At 72.4% G+C, this 21,315-nt stretch carries 16 protein-coding genes; 10 read left to right on the plus strand and 6 right to left on the minus strand.

What is annotated here, in order from left to right:
* The first annotated feature begins 34 nt into the window (after positions 1–34).
* Complete coding sequence (locus KUA19_RS03220) at positions 35–763, plus strand: class I SAM-dependent methyltransferase (RefSeq protein ID WP_217394698.1); 729 nt, start codon at positions 35–37, stop codon at positions 761–763.
* Between the two features lie 264 nt (positions 764–1,027).
* Here the strand turns inward: KUA19_RS03220 and upp are convergent, their stop codons facing one another.
* Both upp and KUA19_RS03230 read right to left on the minus strand, forming a co-directional pair.
* Positions 1,028–1,660, minus strand: a complete 633-nt coding sequence (gene upp, locus KUA19_RS03225) for a uracil phosphoribosyltransferase (protein ID WP_217394512.1) — start codon at positions 1,658–1,660, stop codon at positions 1,028–1,030.
* An 11-nt stretch (positions 1,661–1,671) separates the two neighbouring features.
* Positions 1,672–2,919, minus strand: coding sequence for a glycosyltransferase (locus KUA19_RS03230; RefSeq protein WP_254548619.1), 1,248 nt, complete (start codon positions 2,917–2,919; stop codon positions 1,672–1,674).
* A 281-nt stretch (positions 2,920–3,200) separates the two neighbouring features.
* Between KUA19_RS03230 and deoC the strand changes: the two genes are divergently transcribed.
* The 9 genes from deoC to KUA19_RS03275 all read left to right on the plus strand — a co-directional run bounded on the left by deoC (position 3,201) and on the right by KUA19_RS03275 (position 16,005).
* The gene (gene deoC, locus KUA19_RS03235) at positions 3,201–4,148 is read left to right on the plus strand and encodes a deoxyribose-phosphate aldolase (protein ID WP_217394514.1); all 948 of its coding nucleotides are present in this window, start codon (positions 3,201–3,203) and stop codon (positions 4,146–4,148) included.
* Between the two features lie 2 nt (positions 4,149–4,150).
* Positions 4,151–5,581, plus strand: coding sequence for an aldehyde dehydrogenase family protein (locus KUA19_RS03240; RefSeq protein ID WP_217394515.1), 1,431 nt, complete (start codon positions 4,151–4,153; stop codon positions 5,579–5,581).
* A 76-nt stretch (positions 5,582–5,657) separates the two neighbouring features.
* Positions 5,658–6,473, plus strand: a complete 816-nt coding sequence (locus KUA19_RS03245) for an aldehyde dehydrogenase family protein (RefSeq protein WP_308167317.1) — start codon at positions 5,658–5,660, stop codon at positions 6,471–6,473.
* 58 nt (positions 6,474–6,531) lie between these two features.
* Complete coding sequence (locus KUA19_RS03250) at positions 6,532–7,569, plus strand: acyl-CoA dehydrogenase family protein (protein WP_254548427.1); 1,038 nt, start codon at positions 6,532–6,534, stop codon at positions 7,567–7,569.
* A gap of 138 nt (positions 7,570–7,707) precedes the next feature.
* Complete coding sequence (cydD, locus tag KUA19_RS03255) at positions 7,708–9,402, plus strand: thiol reductant ABC exporter subunit CydD (protein WP_217394517.1); 1,695 nt, start codon at positions 7,708–7,710, stop codon at positions 9,400–9,402.
* A complete protein-coding gene (gene cydC, locus KUA19_RS03260) occupies positions 9,399–11,159 on the plus strand; it encodes a thiol reductant ABC exporter subunit CydC (protein WP_217394518.1) in 1,761 nt (586 codons plus the stop codon). Before cydD ends, cydC begins: the two co-directional genes overlap by 4 nt.
* A gap of 71 nt (positions 11,160–11,230) precedes the next feature.
* Positions 11,231–12,058, plus strand: coding sequence for a SatS C-terminal domain-containing protein (locus tag KUA19_RS03265; RefSeq protein WP_217394519.1), 828 nt, complete (start codon positions 11,231–11,233; stop codon positions 12,056–12,058).
* Positions 12,059–12,119: 61 nt separating this feature from the next.
* Complete coding sequence (locus KUA19_RS03270) at positions 12,120–14,393, plus strand: serine/threonine-protein kinase (protein ID WP_308167301.1); 2,274 nt, start codon at positions 12,120–12,122, stop codon at positions 14,391–14,393.
* Positions 14,394–14,802: 409 nt separating this feature from the next.
* Positions 14,803–16,005 carry an ABC transporter substrate-binding protein gene (locus KUA19_RS03275; RefSeq protein WP_217394520.1) on the plus strand — a complete coding sequence of 401 codons (1,203 nt, stop codon included), beginning with the start codon at positions 14,803–14,805 and terminating at the stop codon, positions 16,003–16,005.
* A gap of 252 nt (positions 16,006–16,257) precedes the next feature.
* Here KUA19_RS03275 and KUA19_RS03280 read toward each other — a convergent pair whose 3' ends face one another.
* The 4 genes from KUA19_RS03280 to KUA19_RS03295 are packed head-to-tail and all read right to left on the minus strand — an operon-like array spanning position 16,258 to position 21,062.
* Positions 16,258–16,857, minus strand: coding sequence for a GTP-binding protein (locus KUA19_RS03280; protein ID WP_217394521.1), 600 nt, complete (start codon positions 16,855–16,857; stop codon positions 16,258–16,260).
* A gap of 1 nt (position 16,858) precedes the next feature.
* Positions 16,859–17,236 carry a DUF742 domain-containing protein gene (locus tag KUA19_RS03285; protein WP_217394522.1) on the minus strand — a complete coding sequence of 126 codons (378 nt, stop codon included), beginning with the start codon at positions 17,234–17,236 and terminating at the stop codon, positions 16,859–16,861.
* Between the two features lie 59 nt (positions 17,237–17,295).
* On the minus strand, positions 17,296–17,700 hold the full coding sequence (locus KUA19_RS03290; RefSeq protein WP_120318037.1) for a roadblock/LC7 domain-containing protein: 405 nt from the start codon (positions 17,698–17,700) through the stop codon (positions 17,296–17,298).
* Positions 17,697–21,062 carry a sensor histidine kinase gene (locus KUA19_RS03295; protein WP_217394523.1) on the minus strand — a complete coding sequence of 1,122 codons (3,366 nt, stop codon included), beginning with the start codon at positions 21,060–21,062 and terminating at the stop codon, positions 17,697–17,699. Before KUA19_RS03295 ends, KUA19_RS03290 begins: the two co-directional genes overlap by 4 nt.
* Between the last annotated feature and the right edge of the window lie 253 nt (positions 21,063–21,315).

A 21,315-nucleotide genomic window follows, 5' to 3' on the forward strand; every position in this document is an offset into this window, starting at 1 on the left:
GCTCACATTGGACGAGACCGGACGGACGCAGGCCATGACGTCGTACGCCACCGAGGGGCAGCTCAGCGGCGACCAGAAGATCCAGGCAGCGGTGTTGGAGAGCCTGGCCGAGGCGGTCAACCACCGGCGCTGGTTCGCCGGATTCGCCGTGCCGTACCTCGGTGAGCATCCGATCGAGATCGGCAGTGGGCTGGGCGACTACGCACACGAGTGGCTGCCGTACGTACGGCGGTTCACCGCCACCGAGGCCGATCCCGACCGCCTCATCGAGCTGAAGTCGCGCTACGCCGACGACATCCGGGTCGAGACCCGGCAGATGCTGCTGCCCACCGACGAGCGCGGCGACCACAGCGCCCTGGTCAGCTACAACGTGCTCGAGCACATCGAGGACGACGTCGAGGCGCTGCGCAGCATGGCCCGGCTGGTCCGTCCCGGCGCGCCGCTGGTGCTGGTGGTGCCCGCGTTCCCGGTCGCGATGAGCCGCGTCGACGTCGCCACCGGCCACTGGCGCCGCTACACCCGCCGCTCGCTGACCGACGTCGCGACCGCCGCGGGCCTGTCGGTCGAGCGCATGCAGTACGTCAACTCGCTCGGCTTCATCTGCTACTTCCTGACCGCCCGCGTGCTCGGCATGGCCCCGCAGGGCGGCACCATGATGCGCGTGTACGACTCCGTCGTCACCCCGATCACCCGCACCCTCGAATCCCGCCTCCGCCCCCCATTCGGCCAATCCGTCCTGGCCATCCTCCGCCGCCCCACCTGACCCCGCCCACCCACCCGACCCGGCCCACCCGGCCCAGCCCACCCGGCCCAGCCCGGCTTTCCGGTCGATCATGAACTTATGGCACGGCTCGACGGCGCGTCCCTCGCACAGCTTCCTGATCAACAAGGCTTACGCACGGCTCGCCGACCAACAAGGGGTCGACAGACGATCAGGAGGTTGTGCACGCGACACACCGTCGAACCGTGCCATAAGTTCATGATCGACGGGAAAGGGGTGGTGGGGTGGCGAGGAGGACGGTGGGGGTTAGAAGCGGGGCATGCCGCCGAATTGGCGGTCGCCGGCGTCGCCGAGGCCGGGGACGATGAACATGTGCTCGTTGAGGTGGCTGTCGATGGAGGCGGTCACCAGGCGCAGCGGGAGGCCGGAGCGTTCGAGGCGTTCGATGCCCGCGGGGGCGGCCAGGACGCAGAGTACGACGATGTCGGTGCAGCCGCGGTCGGCGAGCAGGCGGCAGCAGTGCTCCAGCGAGCCGCCGGTGGCCAGCATCGGGTCCAGGACCAGGACCGGAATGCCGGTGAGGTCGGCGGGCAGCGACTCCATGTAGGCGCGCGGCTCGTAGGTGTGCTCGTCGCGGGCCAGCCCGACGAAGCCCATCGACGACTCGGGCAGCAGGGCGAGCGCGGCGTCGGCCATGCCCAGACCGGCGCGCAGCACCGGCACGATCAGGGGCGGGTTGGCGATGCGGGTGCCGACCGCGGTCTCGACCGGGGTCTGCACCGGGAAGGTCTCGGCGGCGAAGGTGCGTGAGGCCTCGTACGTCAGCATGGTCGTGAGCTCGTGCAACGCGGCCCGAAAGCTGGCCGAGTCGGTACGGGCGTCGCGCATGGCGGTGAGGCGGGACTGGGCCAACGGGTGATCTACGACGAGTACGTCCACGAGCCAAGAAGTTACCCGCCCGCGACCGCCTCCAGTGGGCCAACTCGCGACCGCAGCTTCACGGCCTCGTGGTACACCCCCTGGACGGTGTCGGCGTATCGCTGCGGGCAGTGCCCGGAGGCGCTGGTCCGGGCGGCGGCGCCGAGGCGACGGGCGGCCCGGCGGTCGCGCAGCAGTCCGAGCACCGCGGCGGCGAAGGAGTCCGGTTCGGCTTCGGCGAGCACCGTGTTGCCCGCGAGTACACCGTGCCGGTGCAGCGACGGGTCGGCCAGGACGGCGGGCAGGCCCGCCATCGCCGCCTCCTGCAGCACGAGCGCCTGGGTGTCGGTACGCGAAGGGAAGGCGAACACCTCGGCGGCGGCGTACGCCTGGGCCACCACCTGCGGCGGCTGTTGGCCGGTGAGCACGATCCGGGCGGCGGTCGCGGGGCCGACCGAGCGCAGCAGGCGGTTGAGCCAGCGGCGTTCGTACACGGCGCCGATCAGGACCAGGCGTGCGGTCGGCAGTTGGGCGAGGATCCGGGCGAAGGCCGGGATGAGCAGGTCGACGCCCTTCTCCCGGTTGACCCGGCCCACGAACAGCACCAGCGGATCGGCCGGGCCGATGCCGTAGCCGGTACGGAACGCCCCGGCCTCGGCGCGGGTCGCGGTGCGCGGGCCGACGCCGGTGGGGGCGAGCACGATGCGTTCGGCGGGCACGGGCAGGTCGATCCGGTCGAGCACGGCCCGGGTGGGCACGACCACGGCACCCGCGTCACCAAGCAGCAGCCGGTTGCCCGCGGTCAGCGTGGTGGTCCGGCAGCCGGGCAGCGGCCGGGGTTCGCCGAGCCGTCCGGCGTACACGCGCAGCAGCATCCGCAGTGCCCAGCCGGGCACCTTGTACGCGTCGGCGTACGCGTGCAGATCGGTGTGGTAGGTCTGCACCAGCGCGGCACCGGTGCGCCGGGCGACCAGCACGCCGAGCAGCCCGGCCGGGCCGGGGGTGTGCACGTGCACGACCTCGGGGGCGTGCGCGGCCAGCTCGGCGACCAGCCGTTCGCGTACCCCCCGGGTGTTCATCGGCCAGCGGGCCAGGCGCAGGTCGGCGACGCCGCAGGCCAGCGCGGGCAGCCGCAGCAGCCCCGGCTCGTCGCGCTGTTCCCGGTGGCGCGGCACGACGAGCAGGCTGTCGTGCCCGGCGGCGAGTTGCGCCGCGTGCAGGGTCCGCAGCGAGGTGACGACGCCGTCACGACGCGGCAGGTACGTGTCGGTGAAGTGCATGATGCGCACACGCATACGGTCAGTGACCTGCCCCAACGCCGCGTGTAAGCCAGATGGCGCGCACCTTAAGACCGGCCGTAGTCCGAGCGCGAAGATCACGGGTCCGGCCGCCGAGATCGCGCAAGTCGCCGGACGAACGAGCGAATGGCGGCTCGCATACCCCCCGATTATCGGGCAATTCGCACGCGCCTCGAGGTCATCCGGCATCCGGACGTGAGGGTGATCTCCGGTCCAACAGATGGACAAGATCGATGAGATCGCGTCCGCGTAGACTTCGGCTCATGACGGCCACCATGACACCGTTGTCCGAGGTGACGCGCTCCGATGCGGCGCTGCGGATGTTCCTGCACGGGCTGCCCGGCGTCGACCAGGTCGGCGCGCAGGCCCGTGCCGCCGCGCTCGGCACCCGTTCGATCAAGACCACCGCCAAGGCCTGGGCGATCGACCTCGCGATACGCATGGTGGACCTGACCACCCTGGAGGGCGCCGACACCCCCGGCAAGGTCCGGGCGCTGTGCGCCAAGGCCCGCCAGCCCGACCCGAGCGACCCGACCTGCCCGCCGGTGGCCGCGATCTGTGTGTACCCGGCGATGGTCCCGGTCGCCGCCGAGGCGCTGCGCGGTAGCGGCATCCACCTGGCCAGCGTCGCGACCGCCTTCCCGTCCGGGCAGGCCCCGCTGAGCGTGAAGCTCGACGACACCCGGGCCGCCGTCGCCGCGGGCGCCGACGAGATCGACATGGTGATCAGCCGGGGCGCCTTCCTGGCCGGTCGCTACCTGGAGGTCTTCGAGGAGATCGCGGCCGTGAAGCAGGCGTGCGGCAGCGCCCACCTCAAGGTCATCCTGGAGACCGGTGAGCTGGTCACGTACGACAACGTGCGCCGTGCCTCGTGGCTGGCCATGCTCGCGGGCGGCGACTTCATCAAGACGTCCACGGGCAAGGTGCAGCCCGCGGCCACCCTCCCGGTCACGCTGATCATGCTGGAGGCGGTGCGCGACTTCCTGTCCGCCACCGGCCGCAAGGTCGGTGTGAAGCCTGCGGGCGGCATCCGCACCACCAAGGACGCCATCAAGTACCTGGTCATGGTCAACGAGACGGTCGGCGACGGCTGGCTCGACCCGGACTGGTTCCGCTTCGGCGCCTCCACCCTGCTCAACGACCTGCTGATGCAGCGCACCAAGCTCGCCACCGGCCACTACGCCGGTCCCGACTACTTCACGCTGGACTGAACATGAGCGCTTTCGAATACGCGCCGGCGCCGGAGTCGCGCTCGATCGTCAACCTGCAGTCCTCATACGGGCTGTTCATCGACGGTGAGTTCGTCGACGGCGACGACCGGCGCAAGACCATCTCCCCTGCCACCGAGGAGGTGCTGGCCGAGGTCACCTGGGCGAGCACCGCGGATGTCGACCGGGCCGTCAAGGCGGCGCGGCGCGCCTACACCAAGGTGTGGGGGCCGATGCCGGGCGCGGAGCGGGCCAAGTACCTGTTCCGCATCGCGCGGATCATCGCCGAGCGCAGCCGCGAGCTGGCCGTGCTGGAGTCGCTGAACAACGGCAAGCCGATCAAGGAGTCGCGCGACGTGGACGTGCCGCTGGCCGCGGCGCACTTCTTCTACTACGCGGGCTGGGCCGACAAGCTGCCGTACGCGGGCTTCGGTCCGAACCCGAAGGCGCTGGGCGTCGCGGGCCAGGTCATCCCGTGGAACTTCCCGCTGCTGATGCTGGCGTGGAAGATCGCCCCGGCGCTGGCCGCGGGCAACACGGTGGTGCTCAAGCCCGCCGAGACCACGCCGCTGACCGCGCTGCTGTTCGCCGAGATCTGCCAGCAGGCCGACCTGCCGTCGGGCGTGGTCAACATCGTCACCGGCGCGGGCGAGACCGGCGCCGCCGTGGTCAACCACCCGGACGTGGACAAGGTTGCCTTCACCGGCTCGACCGAGGTGGGCCGGATCATCGCGCGCGCGGTGGCCGGCACGAACAAGAAGGTCACGCTGGAGCTGGGCGGCAAGGCCGCCAACATCGTGTTCGACGACGCCGCGATCGACCAGGCGGTCGAGGGCATCGTCAACGGCATCTTCTTCAACCAGGGCCACGTCTGCTGCGCGGGCTCGCGCCTGCTGGTGCAGGAGTCCGTCGCCGACCAGCTGCTGGAGTCGCTCAAGCGGCGCATGGCCACGCTGCGCGTGGGCGACCCGCTGGACAAGAACACCGACATCGGCGCGATCAACTCCGCCGAGCAGCTCAGCCGGATCAAGATGCTGGCCGACGTCGGCGAGGGCGAGGGCGCCGACCGCTGGTCGCCGCCGTGCCAGTTGCCCGACCGCGGCTTCTGGTTCGCGCCGACCATCTTCACGGGCGTGTCCCAGGCGCACCGGATCGCCCGCGAGGAGATCTTCGGGCCGGTGCTGTCGGTGCTGACGTTCCGCACCCCCGCCGAGGCGGTGGAGAAGGCCAACAACACGCCGTACGGGCTGTCGGCCGGAATCTGGACCGAGAAGGGCTCGCGCATCCTCGCCATCGCCGACCAGCTGCGCGCGGGCGTGGTGTGGGCCAACACCTTCAACAAGTTCGACCCGACCTCGCCGTTCGGCGGGTACAAGGAGTCCGGTTACGGTCGCGAGGGCGGCCGCCACGGCCTGGAGGCGTACCTTGCCCAGTAAGAAGAAGGACTCCGCCCCGAAGTCGGCCGAGGCCGTCGCGGTCGAGGAGCCCGGGGCCCCCCGCACCCGCCTCGCGGTGCGCAAGACGTACAAGCTCTACGTCGGCGGGGCGTTCCCGCGCAGCGAGTCCGGCCGCACCTACGTCGTCGCCGACAGCAAGGGAAACTTCGTGGCCAACGCCGCTCAGGCCTCCCGCAAGGACGCCCGTGACGCCGTGCTCGCCGCACGCGCCGCGTTCGGCAAGTGGTCGGGTGCCACCGCGTACAACCGGGGCCAGATCGTCTACCGGGCCGCCGAGATGCTGGAGGGCCGCCGCGACGAGTTCGTCTCGCTGGAGGTGCCCGCCGCCGAGGTGGACGCCGCCGTCGACCGCTTCGTCTGGTACGCGGGCTGGACCGACAAGATCGCGCAGGTGCTGGGCGGGGCCAACCCGGTCGCCGGACCGTACTTCAACCTGTCCTCGCCCGAGCCCAGCGGCATCGTCGCGATCGTCGCCCCGAGCAAGCCGAGCCTGCTCGGCCTGGTCAGCGTCATCGCGCCGGTCATCGCGACCGGCAACACCTGCATCGTGATCTCCGACGCGCCCCGGGTCGCCATCACTCTGGCCGAGGTGTTCGCCACCTCCGACCTGCCCGGTGGCGTGGTCAACATCCTCACCGGCTCGGCCGCCGAGATCGGCCCGTGGCTGGCCTCACACGCCGACGTCAACGGCGTCGACCTGACCGGGCTGGCCGACGGCAAGCTCGCCCTGACGCTGGAGCAGGCCGCGGCCGACACGCTCAAGCGGGTACGGCGCCCGGTGGCGGCACTCGACTGGACCGCGGACCCGGGGCTGCCGGCGATGACGACCTTCCTCGAGACGAAGACGGTCTGGCACCCCAAGGGCCTCTAGGCTACGAGAGTAAGGAAGGGCACCTTCTTATCGTTCTCCGATGTAGAAGGTGCCCTTCTTGACGTCTCACCTGGAGGAGCCGACCGTGGCAGACAGTGGGCAGGTGGCGGCGAGGGCACGGGCGATCGCCGATGAGGTGCTGTTCCCGGCCGCGTTGGGCGTCGACGGCGCGGACCGCGTACCCGCCGCGCAGTTCGACCTGTTCGCCGCCGAGGGGTACTACGGCATGGCCGCGCCCGCCGACGCGGGCGGTCTCGGCCTGTCCTGGCCCCAGGCGGCAGCACTGGTCGAGACGCTGGCCGACGGCTGCCTCACCACCGCCTTCGTCTGGCTGCAGCACCACAGCCCCGTCCGCGCCGTCGCCGACAGCGCCCAACCCGGCCTGCGCGACCGCTGGCTCACCCCGCTGGCCCGGGGCGAGCGCCGGGCCGGGATCGCCCTGGCCGGGCTGCGGGTGCCTGATGCCCCGATGCGGGTGACCCCGGTCGACGGCGGCTACCTGTTAGAGGGGCGGGCACCATGGGTCACCGGCTGGGGCATGATCGACACGCTGTACACCGCCGCCCTGGACGCCTCCGGTGACGTGCACTTCCTGCTCGTCGACGCCGCGCCCGCGCCGACGCTGCGGACGCGCCCGCTGGAGCTGGTGGCCGTGCGGGCCAGCGCCACCGTCGACGTCCACTTCGACCGGCACTTCGTGCCCGCCGACCGGCTGGTCGACCGCGTGCCGTACACCGACTGGTCCCGTTCGGACTCCTCCGGCTCGGCGATGAACGGGTTCCTGGCGATCGGGGTGGCGGCCCGGTGCGTACGCCTGCTGCCGCCCGGACCCGCCGCCGAGACGCTGTCCGCGCAGCTCGACGCCGCTCGTGCCGGACTGCTCGGCGCGGACTCGGCGAGCACTCCGGCGGCGCGGGCCGACGCGTCCGCACTGGCCGCACGGGCCGCCGCCGCGCTGGCCGTGCAGACCGGGGCGCGAGCCGTCCTGCTGGACCACGACGCGCAGCGGCTGGCCCGCGAGGCCGTGTTCCTGTTGGTCTTCGGCAACCGCCCCGCGATCCGCGACGACCTGCTCGACCGCCTGACCCGCACCTGACCCGAGGGCCTGACCCGCACCTGACCCGAGGGCCTGACCCGAGCCCCGAGCGAGTGCCCGTAGCCCGCCACCGGAAACGGGGGTGTCGGCGGTTCGGGATGCCGGGCCGCCGCGTAGTGACCCAGGTCATCGGGCACGATGGAGCATGTGGCGAGACCGTTCGATCCCCGGCTGATCCGATACGTCCCGTCCGCGCGTGCCGGGCTGGTCCAGCTCGGTGCGCTGGGCGCGGCCGCCGCGGCCGCCGTGGTGGTCGCCGCCGCCGCGCTCGCCCGCGCCCTGGCCGCCGCGGTCGAGCTGCGCCTGGACTGGCCCGCGCTGGCCGTGTTCCTGCTGGCCCTCGCGGCGCGCGCCGGGTTGACCAGCGCCCTGGGCGTCGTCGCGGCCCGCATGTCGGCGACGGTGAAGGCGAGCCTGCGCGGCGACCTGCTCGGGGCGGTCGGCCGCCGCGGCCCGACCTGGCTGGCCGGGCAGCGCGCGGGCGAGCTGGCCACGCTGGCCGGGCGCGGCCTGGACGCCCTGGACGGCTACTTCACCGGGTATCTGCCGCAGCTGGTGCTCGGGCTGACCGTGCCGGTGGCGGTGCTCGGCACGCTGCTGCTGACCGACCTGCCGTCGGCGCTGATCGTGCTGGTCACGTTGCCGCTGATCCCGGTCTTCGGAGCACTGGTGGGCTGGCAGACCCGGACCGCCACCGATCGGCAGTGGCACCGGCTGCAACTGCTCGGCGGGCACTTCCTGGACATGGTGTCGGGGCTGGCCACCCTGCGGGCGTTCGGCGGGGCGCGGGCGCAGGTGGGCGCGGTGCGGCGGATGGCCGACCGGCACCGCACGGCGACCATGCGTACGCTGCGGCTGGCGTTCCTGTCCGCGCTGGTGCTGGAGTTGGTCGGCACGATCTCGGTGGCACTGGTCGCGGTGCCGGTGGGCCTGCGGCTGCTGGACGGCCGAATGACTCTGGCGACGGCGCTGCTGGTGCTGCTGCTGACCCCGGAGGCGTACGCCCCGCTGCGCGCCGCGGGCACCAAGTTCCACGCCAGCATGGAGGGGCTGACCACGCTGGACCAGGCGTTCACGCTGCTGGCCGGGCCACCGACCCGCCCCGGACCCACCGGCGGCGCGGTGGTGGCCAAACCGGTCGGCCTGATCGAGCTGCGCGGTGTGACCGTGACCTTCGACCGGGGCACCGGCGAACGGGTCACCGCCCTGCGCGACGTCGACCTCGTGCTCCGGCCGGGCGAGCGGGTGGCCCTGGTCGGCCCCAGCGGCGGCGGCAAGAGCACGTTGCTGAACCTGCTACTCGGCTTCATCACCCCCGACCAGGGCCAGGTGCTGGTGGACGGGGTCGACCTGGCCGAGCTCGACCTCGACGCCTGGCGCCGCCGCGTGGGCTGGGTGCCGCAGCGCGCGCACCTGTTCGCGGCGAGCCTCGCCGACAACATCGCCCTGGGCGACCCGGACGCTCCGCGCGCCGACGTGGAGCGCGCCGCCCGCGCCGCCGCGCTCGGCCCGGTGCTCGACGCCCTGCCGCAGGGCCTGGACACGGTGCTGGGCGAGCGCGGGCACGGCCTGTCCAGCGGCGAGCGGCAGCGGTTGGCGCTGGCGCGGGCCTTCCTGCGCGACGCGCCCCTACTGCTGCTGGACGAGCCCACGGCCCGGCTGGACGCCGCGAGCGAGCAGGCGGTGGTCGAGGCGACCGCGTCGCTGGTGCGCGGGCGCACCGCGCTGCTGGTGGCGCACCGGCCCGCGCTGCTGTCGGTGGCGACCCGGGTGCTGCACATCGACAACGGCCGGGCCCGGCCGTTGGAAGCCCAGGAGCCGGTGGCGGTATGAGACCGATCCTCGCCTTCGCCGCGCCGTTCCGCTGGCGGCTGCTCGGCGCCGGGCTGCTCGCGGCGCTGACCGAGGCCGCCGGGCTGGGCCTGATGGCCACCGCGACCTGGCTGCTGTGCACCGCGGCGGGGCAGCCGCCGCTGATCGCGCTCAGCGTCGCCATCGTGGTGGTGCGGACCCTGGCCATCGGCCGCGGCGTGCTGCGCTACGTCGAGCGGCTGGCAAGCCACGACGCCGTGCTCCGAATGGTCACCGAGGTCCGCGCCCGGATCTTCGCCACCCTGGTCGCCCGGCCCGCCGCCGCGCCCGCGCTACGCCGGGGCGACCTGCTCAGCCGGATGGTCTCCGACGTCGACGCGGTCCAGGACCTGATGGTGCGGGTGCTGCTGCCGATGGCGTCGGCCGGACTGGTGGGCGCCGCGGCCGTGGCCGCCGCCACGTTCGCCGACCCGCTGGTCGCCCTGGTGCTGGCGGTGGGGCTGCTGCTCGGCGGGGCCGCCCTGCCCGCGCTCGCCGCCCGGCTGGCGGCCCGCGCCGGAGCCCGCCTCGCCCCGCTGCGCGCCCGGTACGCGGTGGACACGATCGATCTGGTGCACGGCGCCGCCGATCTGGCCGCGTACGGTGCCCGGGACCGGTTCGAGGCGCGGGGTGCCGCGCACGCCGCCGAGTTGGCCGCCGCGGAACGGGAGCTGGCCCGCCGGGCGTTCGCGGTCGACGCGGCCGCCACCGTGCTCAGCGGCGCCACCGCCGTCGCGGTGCTCGTCACGGGCCTGGCCCGCGGCGTCGACGGGGTCTGGCTGGCCGCCCTGACCGTGGCCGCCCTGGCGACCGGCGAGCTGTCGCTGTCCCTGCTGATGGCGGCACGCAAGAGCGCCGAGATCCGGGGCAGCCTGCACCGGATCTCCGAGCTGCTGGCCGGAGCCGAGGGGCTCACACCGACACCGGTGCCCTCACCGGGCACCGCTGCTGCGGCCCGACCGAAGCCCGCACAGGCCACGGCGGGCTGCTCCGGCCCGGTCGAAGCCGAGCCCGACTCGAGTGGCGCCGGGCGCCCGGTGCCCGAGGGTCCGCTGACGCTGCGGCTCGTCGGGGCGACCGTCCGGTACCCCGGTGCGGCGGCGCCCGCGCTGTCGGGCGTGGATCTGGAACTGCCGCCGGACCGCCACATCGCGATCGTCGGCCCGTCCGGGTCGGGTAAGAGCACGCTGCTGGGCCTGCTGACGGGTGCGGTCGCGCCGCAGTCCGGGCGGGCCGAGGCCGACGGCGTGCCGATCACCGCGTACGACCCCGAGCGCTGGCCGGCCGTCGTGACCGGGCTGCTCGCCGACGCGTACCTGTTCCACGCCTCGGTCCGCGACAACCTGCTGCTGGGCCGCCCGGACGCGACCGACGACGAACTGCGGACCGCCTGCGAGATCGCGGGCCTGGGCGAGTGGGTCGCCGTACACGGGCTGGACGTGCGGGTGGGCGAGGACGGCGCCGAGCTGTCCGGGGGTCAGCGGCAGCGCCTGGCCCTGGCCCGCGCGGTGCTGGCCGATCCGCGACTGCTGCTGCTCGACGAGCCGACCGAGGGCCTGGATCCGGCGCGCGCCGACGCGGTCCTCGCGGCGGTGCTGGCGCACCGGCGCGGGCGCGGCACGGTCGTGGTGACCCACCGGCTCACCGGACTGGACGCGTTCGACGAGGTCGTGGTGTTGGACGCGGGTCGGGTGCACGAGCGCGGAACGCAGGGTTGGGTGCGGGCGCACGGCGGCTGACCCGAACCACTAGGGTGTGCGGAGAGTCACCGACCCGGCAGGGTCGGTCAGTCGAACGTCGGAGGTCAGCGGTGGCGGACACGCTCTGGGATGAGTACGAGGTCTCCCCGGTCGAGATTGCTCTGCCCGGCGGAAAGGTCGGCATGACGCTGCGGGCGTACCGCCCGGCGAGCGCGCTGACCCCGACCGACGTGAGCGACCGCGAGGACGACGACGACGTCTTCGCCGACCACAAGCTCCGGCGCCCCATCGGCCTGGCCGACGAGGAGGAGCTGCCGGAGTTCCAGTGGACCAAGGAGGCCCTCGACGAGGTCGCCGCCGCCCCGGCCGAGGACGAGGTGGCCGAGCGCGTCGTGGAGGCGGCCGAGGCGGAAGAGGCCGAGGAGTCCGCCGCCGAGGCCGACCTGGGCGACGAAGAGGTGCCGGTCTTCCTGTCGCACAAGGGCAAGCTGCTGCTGTTCGCCTCGGCCAAGGGCTTGGCCGACTTCGTACGCTCCAACGCCCCGCACGATCTCAAGCAGCTCGACGGCTGGGCGAAGCTGGCCAAGAAGGTCAAGGCCGAGGACGTGGTGGCCGGCGACGAGGACGCGTACGAGCTGGACCTCGTGGTGGAGAACCTGCGCGGCGGCCCCGACGCCTGGGATCCCGAGCTGTTGCTGCGCGCCGGTGAGATCGCCCGCGACATCAGCTACGCTCTGCGGCTCAAGCCGGTGATCGTGTCGCTGTCGCCCGGATCGCCGCTCGACGACCTCGACGAGGCGCTGCGCGCCACCGAAGAGGGGGGCCTCGGCTCCTTCTTCGCCAAGCGCAAGCTCCGCAAAATCGGGGCAGAGCAGGCATCCATCGGCTGGCGCTCGATTATTGGCAAGATCTCAGGCGCTGTGGACTGGCGCGACTGACCCCTAACCAGGGAACATCAGTCTTTGGCACACGAGGAGTCTTCGGGAGGAGGACGAGTCCGTGGCGCTCGTGCGGGTGTACTGCGGCATCGCCTCGACAGCTCCGGCGGTCGAGGATGACACACTGGCGGCCGTCAACCGGCTGACGGTGGCGGTTGTCGACGATTCCGGCAGGCTGCTGGAGTTCTGCGTCATCAACGACGACCCCTCCGGCTATGCCCAGGTGACGTCGATGCTCGCGGAACGGTTCGGCGGTTCGACGATGGTCACCGTGGCGGTCGACAGCGATGACCACCAGGTCATCTCGCTGCTGGCCACGTCCGGCCGGGCCATCGCCTATACCGATGACGAGAGCGCGGACGAGTTCGCCGACCGGTTCGCCGACGACGACTCGCTGGACGAGGTCAACGCCTCCGCCGACGAACGGCGCGCCGTGGGCCTGGCCCGCGCGCTGCAGGCCGGTGCGCTGTCGGCCGTGGTCGGCCCGCCGCCGCGCGAGTTCGTCGCGTTCAAGCCGGTGCTGGCCGCGCACGCGGCGCTGGCCGTGGGTCGGCACGCCGCCGCGGTGGCGCTGCGCGAGGTGCTGCGTGAGCTCTACCCGGCCGCCCTGCGCGCGTACCCCGACCCGGCCGAGCCGGTGGCGCTGGCCGTGCTGGAGGCACTGCCGGAGCCCGGCCTGCTGGCCACTCAGCCCGGCGGCCGCAGCCGGGAGAACGGCACCACCGCCGAGAGCGTCGCCGCGCGACTGGTCTCCGACGGTGTCTGCGACTCCACCACCGCGCTGGAGGCCGTGATGGCCCTGCGGGTGGCGATCGCCGAGACGCCGCGCCGCAACGGCGTCGGCAAGCAGCTGCTGGCCGCGGTCGCCGACGCGGTGCGCTCCAGCGTCGCCGCGGTGCGCGCCAGCGACGCCGCCCGCGCGGCCCTGATCGAGACACTGACCGAACGTTCGGTGCCGGTGGCGCCGCAGCAGCAGACCCTCGGCCGTCGCAGTGGCGTCCCCGTCACCTCGGCGCCGCCCGCCACGGCGGCCGCGGCCACCGGGGCGCGCCGCCGGACGCAGCCGATGCCGGTCAACCCGACTCCGGCGACCCCGCGCCCGATGCAGGCCCCGCCGGTCGCGCCCATGCCCGTCGCCGCGGCGCCGTCCGCGCCCGCGCCGGTGGAGCGGCCGTCGTGGAGCCCGAGCACCCCGCCGGTGGAGCGGCCGTCGTGGAGCCCGAGCACCCCGCCGGTGCCGCCCGGCTTCGAGCCGACGCCGCTCACCGGCACCCCGATGGTTACCCCCGTCGCCGCGCAGCCGCCGGTCCAGGCACCGCCTCCGGCGCCGCCGCAGCGGCAGATCCCCACGCCGATCCCGTCGCAGCGGGCCAGCCGGACGCCCGCCGACAACGGCAAGCCGTTCGTGCCGACGCTGACCAACGCCGCGATCAGCAACGAACGGGCGGCCCGGGGGTTCAACCCGCCGCCGCAGCCGTCCGCCACCGACGTGCCCATCGACGTGACCGGCTTCGAGCCGTCCTACGGCGACTACGCCGACGGGTACGGCGACGACCCGCTGGGCATGAGCCCGCCCGCGCGCCCCGCCGTCCCGCCGCGGCAGGCCGCCCCGCCGCCGCCCGCGGCACCGGCCGGCTCGCGCGCCAACTGGCCGCTCAACAGTGAGCAGGACGAGGTTGCCCGGCCCGCTGACCGGGTCACCCCGCCGTGGCTGGACGACGACCTGGTGCTGCCCGAGGCGCCGTCGCTGCGCCTGGTGGACCCGACGCCCCGGCGCGGTGCCCGCGACGAGGACGCTCCGCCGCTGCGGCTGGTCGACGACAGCGCGCTGACCGGCGCCCGGCTGCCCAAGCCGCAGCGGTCCGAGCGGGCTTCCAGCCCGGCCAGCGGCGAGGACGACGACCTGCTGATCTTCGCCTCGGTCTCATCCGCCTGGTTCAACGGCCCGAGCGCTGACGACGAGCCCACCTGGAACTCCGCCGCCGACAACGGCTGGCGCGCGGCCGAGCAGGCGGCCCGGCCGTCGGTCGGCAACGACACCACCGCGGGCCTGCCCCGCCGGGTGCCGTCGGCCAACCTGGTGCCGGGTTCGACGCCGGAGCGCGAGGAGCGGCCGCTGCGCATAGTCCGCGACGCCGCGGGCATCGCCGCCCACACCAGCAACTACTTCCGCGGCTGGCGCCGGGGCAACCAGGAGATCGGCGGCTTCGCCGTCGGCGGCCGCCCCGGCCGCGAGTCGGCCAACGGCTGGGACTTCAGCCGCGAGCACGAGCGGGACGACCGCGACGACCGGGACGACCGCGAGTACGGCTACCGAGCCGCCAACTACCGCTGAGCTGTGCTGCCACGGCGTAGGCTCTGCGACCTTTGAGCTGTGCTGCCACGGCGTAGGCTCTGCGACCTTTGAGCTGTGCTGCCACGGCGCAGGCTCTGCGACCTTTGAGCTGTGCTGCCACGGCGCAGGCTCTGCGACCTTAATCGATGTCATCCGACGCGGACGCGTCGGATGACATCGAGCGGTCTGCAACCGCCTGCGCCTGAGCGGCAGTGACCGCCCGCCGACTGAGACGGCGGGCGGTCGCCGTTTGAACACTGGCAGTGAGCTGCTGAAACTCTGCGGGCAACTGTGTTCTATCCCATACCGCAGGACTTGACCTTGCACCGTGCGGGCGAGCACCATACCTGAGCGGCAGTGGCTTCACGTGGTTCGCCGCACGCAACTCTGCTCGGCGGAAAGGCACGCGATGTACAACGCCACAGGTGGACTGAACCGGCGCTCGACCCTCAAGGGCGGCCTGGGAATGGTCGCCGCAGCGCTGGTGGCCGCGTGTTCGGACCCCGCCGCTTCCGACGCGGGCCAGACCGGCGAGATCGTCATCGGCGCCAGCCTCGAGCTCACCGGCACCGGCTCGGTGCTGGGCAAGCTGCAGGAGCAGGCGCTGAAGGTGGGCGTCGACGAGATCAACGCGATCGGCATTCCGTACGGCGAGGGCCGGCTGTACATCCGTACCGTGGTCAAGGACAACGGCGGCAACCCGGCCACGGCCATGCAGAACGCCAAGGACCTGATCGAGAACGACAAGGTCAGCGCGATCGTCGGCGGCGTCACCGTGGAGACGGCCCGCGCCATGATCCCGGTCGCCGAGAGCGCCAAGGTGCCGCTGCTGTGCCTCAACAGCGGTGACGAGATCTCGGTGCCTCTGCCGCAGCGCAAGTTCGTCTACCAGCTCGGCCCCAACCCGTCCGACACCTCCGCGGTGATGGCTCGTGACCTGCGCCGCCAGGGCCTGGCCAAGATCGCCGTGCTGGCCAGCGGCGACGGGCACGGCGACGCGGGCGTGCGCGCGCTCCCCCGCGCCCTGACCGCGACCGGCCGCGACCTGGTCGACACGGTCCGGCTGCCCAAGTCCGGGCGAGCCTTCGAGGCCGCCGCGCAGCGCATCGTCGACGCCGAGCCGGACGCGGTGATCGTGTGGGCGCAGGCCCCGCTCAGCGCCGCGGCCGCCGCCGCGCTGCGCAACGCCGGGTTCGCGGGGCGGATCTTCCTCGACCCGGGCGCGGGCGCCGACGAGACCCTCAACGGGCCCAACGGGGCCGCGCTGGACGGCGCCTACATCGTGCACTCGACCGTGCTGGCCGGGGCGCCCACGATGGCCACCACGCCCTCCGGCCGGGCCGCGCGCGCGTTCATCTTCCGCTACATCCAGGAGTACGGGGCGTTCTCCGGCTTCGCGCCGTACGCGGCCGATGCGCTGACGCTGGTCGCCACCGCGGCCCGACGGGCCGTCAGCACCGATCCGCAGCGGCTGCGGGGGCGCCTGGAGGGCGGTCCGATCGAGGGCGTCTGCGGCGCGTACGCCTTCCAGCCCATCTCACACGGCGGCATCGAGCCGGACGCGCTGACGCTGTTCGTGGCGCGTCAGGGCGCCTGGGTCCGCCTGAGCTAGCCCCTCGCACCGCGACGGCCTCCAGCGCGCCCTGAGCCCGCCTGGAGGCCGCTTTCCATACCCACCCACCCGGCCCCGGGTCCGGGCCATCATGATCAGCTGACTTGCCGGGCAATCGGGCGAATGGCACTCCATGATTCGCCCGATTGCCCGGCAACATGGCTGATCTTGAGGTTCCGGCTGGTCGGTGGGGGGAATGCCGAATGGCCCGTCGTCCGGGATGGACGCGGGCCGATCGGTTTACAGCTCAGGTCAGGCGGGTGCGCCGGTGCGGGTACGCCGCATCGAGAGCACGTACTCGACCAGTGAGATCAGCACCTGCTTGGTCGACTCGCGGTTGCGCGCGTCGCAGCTGACCACCGGCACGTCGGACTGGATCGCGAGCGCGTCCCGCACGTCCTGGGCCTGGTGGTACTGCTGACCGTCGAAGCAGTTGATCGCGATCAGGTACGGCAGCTTGCGGTGCTCGAAGAAGTCGATCGCCGCGAAGCAGTCCGCCAACCGGCGGGTGTCGACCATCACGACGGCGCCGATGGCACCCCGCACCAGTTCGTCCCACATGAACCAGAACCGCGTCTGGCCCGGCGTGCCGAACAGGTACAGGATGAGGTCTCGGTCGATAGAGATACGACCGAAGTCCATCGCCACCGTGGTGGTGGTCTTGTTGGGAATCTGGCGCGTGTCATCCACGCCGACACCCGCCGAAGTCATGATCGCTTCAGTGGTCAGCGGCGTGATCTCCGAAACGGAACCTACCAGCGTCGTCTTGCCGACGCCGAAGCCGCCGGCGATGACGATCTTCGCCGATGTCACCCGTCCACCCACGCCGTTCGCGGCGGGGCGGTGTGACATGTCAGAGCCTCCGAAGTCCACTGAGTACCCTCTCCAGCAGTTCAGTGCCTACCGAGTCGTTGCTCTCGAACGACGTCGGCTCGTATACAGCGACCAGGCCGTCTGCCGCCATGTCCGCGATGAGGACGCGAGCGACGCCGAGCGGCAGTCGCATCCTGGCCGCGATCTCAGCGAGCGACTGCACTTTGCCGTCGCACAGGGACGCTATGTGTTGGTGTTCCCGGCCGTGGCCGCCGCGACCGGTCGCGTTGGCGGAGCGACCACGTACGGTCGTCTCCACCAGCGCCTCGATCGCGATCTCCAATCGCGGCCGGGTGCGGCCACGGGTAACGGCGTACGGCCGTACCAACGCGCCGGTCGGTTCATCTCTGTCGGGCATTGTCGCCGTTCACCCCCTTCCCCATTGCCGTCCCCGGACCATCCGGGACGGGTTGCGCCTCAGCCCAGCACGCCGGCCGCGCTGCGCGGAGCCGGCGTGAGCGCGTCGCCCACCCGGTCCACCAGCAGAGCCATCTCGTACCCGACCTGACCGACGTCGCAGCTGCGCGAAGCGAGCACCGCGAACGACGAGCCATCCGAGATCGACATCAGGAAAAGAAACCCGTTGTCCATCTCCACGACAGTTTGCAACACGGCGCCGCCCTCGAAACAACGGGCGGCACCCTGGGTCAGGCTCACCAGACCGGACGAGATCGCCGCCAGTTGGTCGGCCCGATCCCGGGGAAGATCCCGAGAAGCGGCGAGCAACAGGCCGTCCGCGGACACCGCGACCGCATGGGCGACGCCCGGCACCCGGTCGGCGAAGTTGGCCAACAGCCAACCAAGATCCTGCGTAGTGGTCATGCCTCCTGCTCCTTGCCAGACTGGCTTCCGGTCTCTGTGGAGCCCGGAATCACATCATCGTCCTTGTGCTGGGTACGGCCGCGCTGGACCCCGCGGTGATACGCGGAGAGCAACCCGCGCACGCCCTCGGGCGTACGACGCTGCACCGTCGTCGTGCTCTTCTCCACCCCACCCGGCACCAGCTGTGCCATCGGAGTGCGCTTGGGCAGGCCCGCCGAAGTGGAGTCCTCGGCCTGCGGGGGGCGGTTCGCGATCGCGCTCGCCGCGGCCCAGCCGTCGTCGGCAGCCGTCTGCCACGTCGGCCGGTACGGCTGGGGCACGTCGTACCCGCTGCTGCGTCCACCGCCCGTGTTGCCCATGCTCACGTCCCTGCTCGCCGGACTGTGTGCGTCCGACGTGGTGCTGGTGCTGCCGACCTTCGGTCCACCGTTGCCCAGCTGGACGTCGAGGTCCACGGCCGGGAACTGTGCGGTGATCGTAGTGTCTGGCGGCACCGCTGCGGGAGAGGCAGTTTTGTAGTCCTGAGCTGGGGCATCGACAGCCGTACGGCGCGTGCTGAACCAGGCCGACTCCAGCTCCCGGAAGATCGGCAGCTCCATGGTCTCGTCCGCATACGGAACGCGGGTGTCGACCACCGGGTACTCGGCCGGGATCCGGGGCATCTCCGTGGTGAAGTCGGCCGCGCTCGCGGCGACCTCCTCACGGCTGACCGGCGGCCACGCGGGCGGCGCCGCGGGTGCGGGCACGTCCAGCGGAGGCGCCGACATGGGCGCCGCCGAGACGGGGGCCGCGGAGACCGGGACCGCCGACACGGGCACCGCCGAGATCGGCATGCCGGGGCTGCTGTACGGGCTGGCCGAGACCGGCACCTCCGGCGGCGTCGACGACGGCGCGGCACCCCAGCTGGGCTGGTTCCACGACGGCGTGCGCTCCTCGGGGCTGGACGGCATCTGCCGCGGGATCTGCGGCTGCGCGTACGCCTCCGGCCGCAGCGGCTCGGCCTCGGCGGCCAGGTCGCTGGTGCGGCGCTGCGGCAGTGGCTCGCCGCTGCGCGGACCGGTCTCCGTACCGGCACCGGTCAGGTCCGACCAGGCCGGCATGCCGGCCCGGGACGGGGCCCCGGTGGTGGCCGGAGGTACGGACACGGGCGGAGCCGCCGGGGCGTCGAACAGGCCGCCGCGACCCGGCGCACCACCGCCGTTGACCGCGGGACGGGCGGGCGGCGCACCGGCGCCGCTCTCCAGTGCCAGCGGCGCGGCGAAGTTGCCCCGCTGCGGCGGCACCGTCGGCTGCTGGCGCGTCTGCGGCGCGGTGCCCGCGAAGGCGGGCAGCTCGCGCGACCCGCCGGCGGGCGCCGCCGGTCCACGGCCACCGGCCAGTGCCCGGGGCACCAGGACCGCGGTGGGCAGCGTGACGTCGGCGATGATGCCGCGGTCGGCGGACAGTCGCAGCTCGACCTTGACGCCGTGGCGTGCGGCGAGCCGCGCGACCACGACCAGACCCATCATCCGGGAGACCGCCACGTCGACCATCGGCGGCGTGGCCAGCTTCTCGTTGATCTCGGAGAGCATGTCCGGCGAGATGCCGATGCCGTGGTCCTCGACGTACAGCACCGCGCGGTCACCGACCCGGCGAGCCTCGACCATGACGGTCGAGTCCGGCGGCGAGAACGCGGTCGCGTTGTCGAAAAGCTCGGCGATGAGGTGCACCAGGTCGTTGACCGCGTGCGCGGCGACCTCGATGTCACGGTCGATGACGCCGAACTCGATGCGGGTGTAGTGCTCGACCTCGGACTGGGCAGCGCGGAGCACGTCCAGCAGGGCGGCCGGTTCCCGCTGCACACGGGTCGAGTCGGCACCGGCGAGCACCAGCAGGTTCTCGTCGTTACGTCGCATTCGGGTGGCCAGGTGGTCCAGCTGGAACAGCTCGGCCAGCCGGTCCGGGTCCTCCTCACCGCGCTCGAGCCGGTCGAGGTGGCCGATGAGCCGGTCGACCAGGATCTGCGAGCGTCGGGCGAGGTTGACGAACATCGTCGCGACGGAGGACCGCAGGGCGGCCTGCTCGGCGGCGGTGCGGACGGCTTCCAGGTGGACCGCGTTGAACGCCTCGGTCACCTGGCCGAACTCGTCCTTGCTGCGCACCGGCAGCGGCTCGGCGATCTGGTTGGCCACCTGCACCGGCGACAGCTGCGAGGACAGCTGCGGGTCGCGCAGTCGGGCCACCGCCTGGGGCAGGCCGTACTGGGCGATGCTGAGCGCGCCGTGGCGCAGTTCGCGCAGCGACCGCGCCATCGAGCGGGCCACGAGCCAGGCGAAGAGGATCGCCAGCAGCAGCATGCCCAGCAGCAGACCGGTCTGCACGAGGACCTGCTGGGTGACCTCGTCACGCAGGTCGCCCGCGGTGGCCTCGACGTCGGCGTCGAGCTGGCGCTCGACCTTGCGCAGCAGGGCGCCGTGGTCGTGCAGCGCGTTGTCCCACTCACCGGCGTTGAAGCTCAGCGAGGTGATCCGGTCACCCGAGAGGGCTTCCAGTTCTCCCTGGAACTTGACCGCCTTGCGCAGCGCGGGGCCGGTGACCTGGCTGTTGAACAGGTCGAGGTCGGCCTCGGTGGCTACGGACTCGAACGCCTGCTGTGCCTGCTCCTGGCCGGTCAGCGTGGCGATGAAGTTACGCCGCAGGTCGGGTGTGAACTCGGAGAGAGCGAACGCCCGGTGCATGATCACGCGTTCCTGCGAGAGGAACTCCTTCGTGGTGGCCATGGCTCCGGCCGCCCGCAGGCTGTCACCGAGTTCACCACCACCGGCGATCTGCGCCGCTCGATCACGGATCTTCAGCAGGTCACCGATGAGCACCTGATAGCGCAGGGCCGCGGTGGACAGGGGAACCTTGCGGTCCTTGACCTGATCGCGGACGGAGGGCAGGTTCTGCAACCCCTCGTCGATGCGCTCCAGCAGGTCGCGAAGGCTCGCGTCGACGTCCACCAGGGCGCCGCGCTGCTGCGCGTACGGCCGCTTGGCCTCTTCCACCTGCTTGGCGATCAGCTCGTACGAGGCGGCGGCGGTCTTACGGGTCGACTCGTCGTTCGCGCCCAGCAGCATGGCCGCGGTGGCGCGCTCGTTCTGGAGCTCGTCGACCAGGGTGCCCGACTCCTTCACCAGCACGGACAGAATCCGGGTGCGGTCGGCACTCGTGGCCGTGTCGAGGTTGTCCAACAAACCGTTGGTACCCACGACGATGGTCGCCAAGGTGGGAACGATCATGATCAGGCCCAGCTTGGACCAGATCGGCATGTCTCGGAGTCGGCTCACTGGCCGCCGGAGACGCGAAAGGACCGCGTTCTGCGTTCCTGGCCGCTTACTCACGTCACCGCCCTCCTGTCGGTACCGCCATTGGTATCCGCGAACAGCGGATGGCGCGGGGGTCGCGCCGGGCACCGTACACAATCCATTCCTGTAGAGGAACGGACCCCCGAGATTCCATCACGCCCGGTGAAAAGAGGAAAGCCCAGGCTGCCCAGAATCCGACACCGGATGGGATGCTCTTGCAGGCCAGGTAGCCAGTTCAGCCCGCAGTTTCCTTGGAGTCACAGAGCGTGAGCGTCCAAAGCGCCCGAGT

Origin of the sequence: Catellatospora tritici (assembly GCF_019083965.1) — a bacterium.
GTDB classification, from domain to species: Bacteria; Actinomycetota; Actinomycetes; order Mycobacteriales; family Micromonosporaceae; genus Catellatospora; species Catellatospora tritici.

What these genes read in the sequence shown, in the direction of transcription:
- KUA19_RS03240 (WP_217394515.1), top strand. Translation starts at nt 4,151, where the DNA reads ATGAGCGCTTTCGAATACGCGCCGGCGCCGGAGTCGCGCTCGATCGTC.
- KUA19_RS03285 (WP_217394522.1), bottom strand. Translation starts at nt 17,236, where the DNA reads ATGCCCGACAGAGATGAACCGACCGGCGCGTTGGTACGGCCGTACGCC.
- KUA19_RS03275 (WP_217394520.1), top strand. Translation starts at nt 14,803, where the DNA reads ATGTACAACGCCACAGGTGGACTGAACCGGCGCTCGACCCTCAAGGGC.
- cydD (WP_217394517.1), top strand. Translation starts at nt 7,708, where the DNA reads ATGGAGCATGTGGCGAGACCGTTCGATCCCCGGCTGATCCGATACGTC.
- KUA19_RS03290 (WP_120318037.1), bottom strand. Translation starts at nt 17,700, where the DNA reads ATGACCACTACGCAGGATCTTGGTTGGCTGTTGGCCAACTTCGCCGAC.
- KUA19_RS03230 (WP_254548619.1), bottom strand. Translation starts at nt 2,919, where the DNA reads ATGCACTTCACCGACACGTACCTGCCGCGTCGTGACGGCGTCGTCACC.
- KUA19_RS03220 (WP_217394698.1), top strand. Translation starts at nt 35, where the DNA reads ATGACGTCGTACGCCACCGAGGGGCAGCTCAGCGGCGACCAGAAGATC.
- deoC (WP_217394514.1), top strand. Translation starts at nt 3,201, where the DNA reads ATGACGGCCACCATGACACCGTTGTCCGAGGTGACGCGCTCCGATGCG.
- KUA19_RS03280 (WP_217394521.1), bottom strand. Translation starts at nt 16,857, where the DNA reads ATGTCACACCGCCCCGCCGCGAACGGCGTGGGTGGACGGGTGACATCG.
- cydC (WP_217394518.1), top strand. Translation starts at nt 9,399, where the DNA reads ATGAGACCGATCCTCGCCTTCGCCGCGCCGTTCCGCTGGCGGCTGCTC.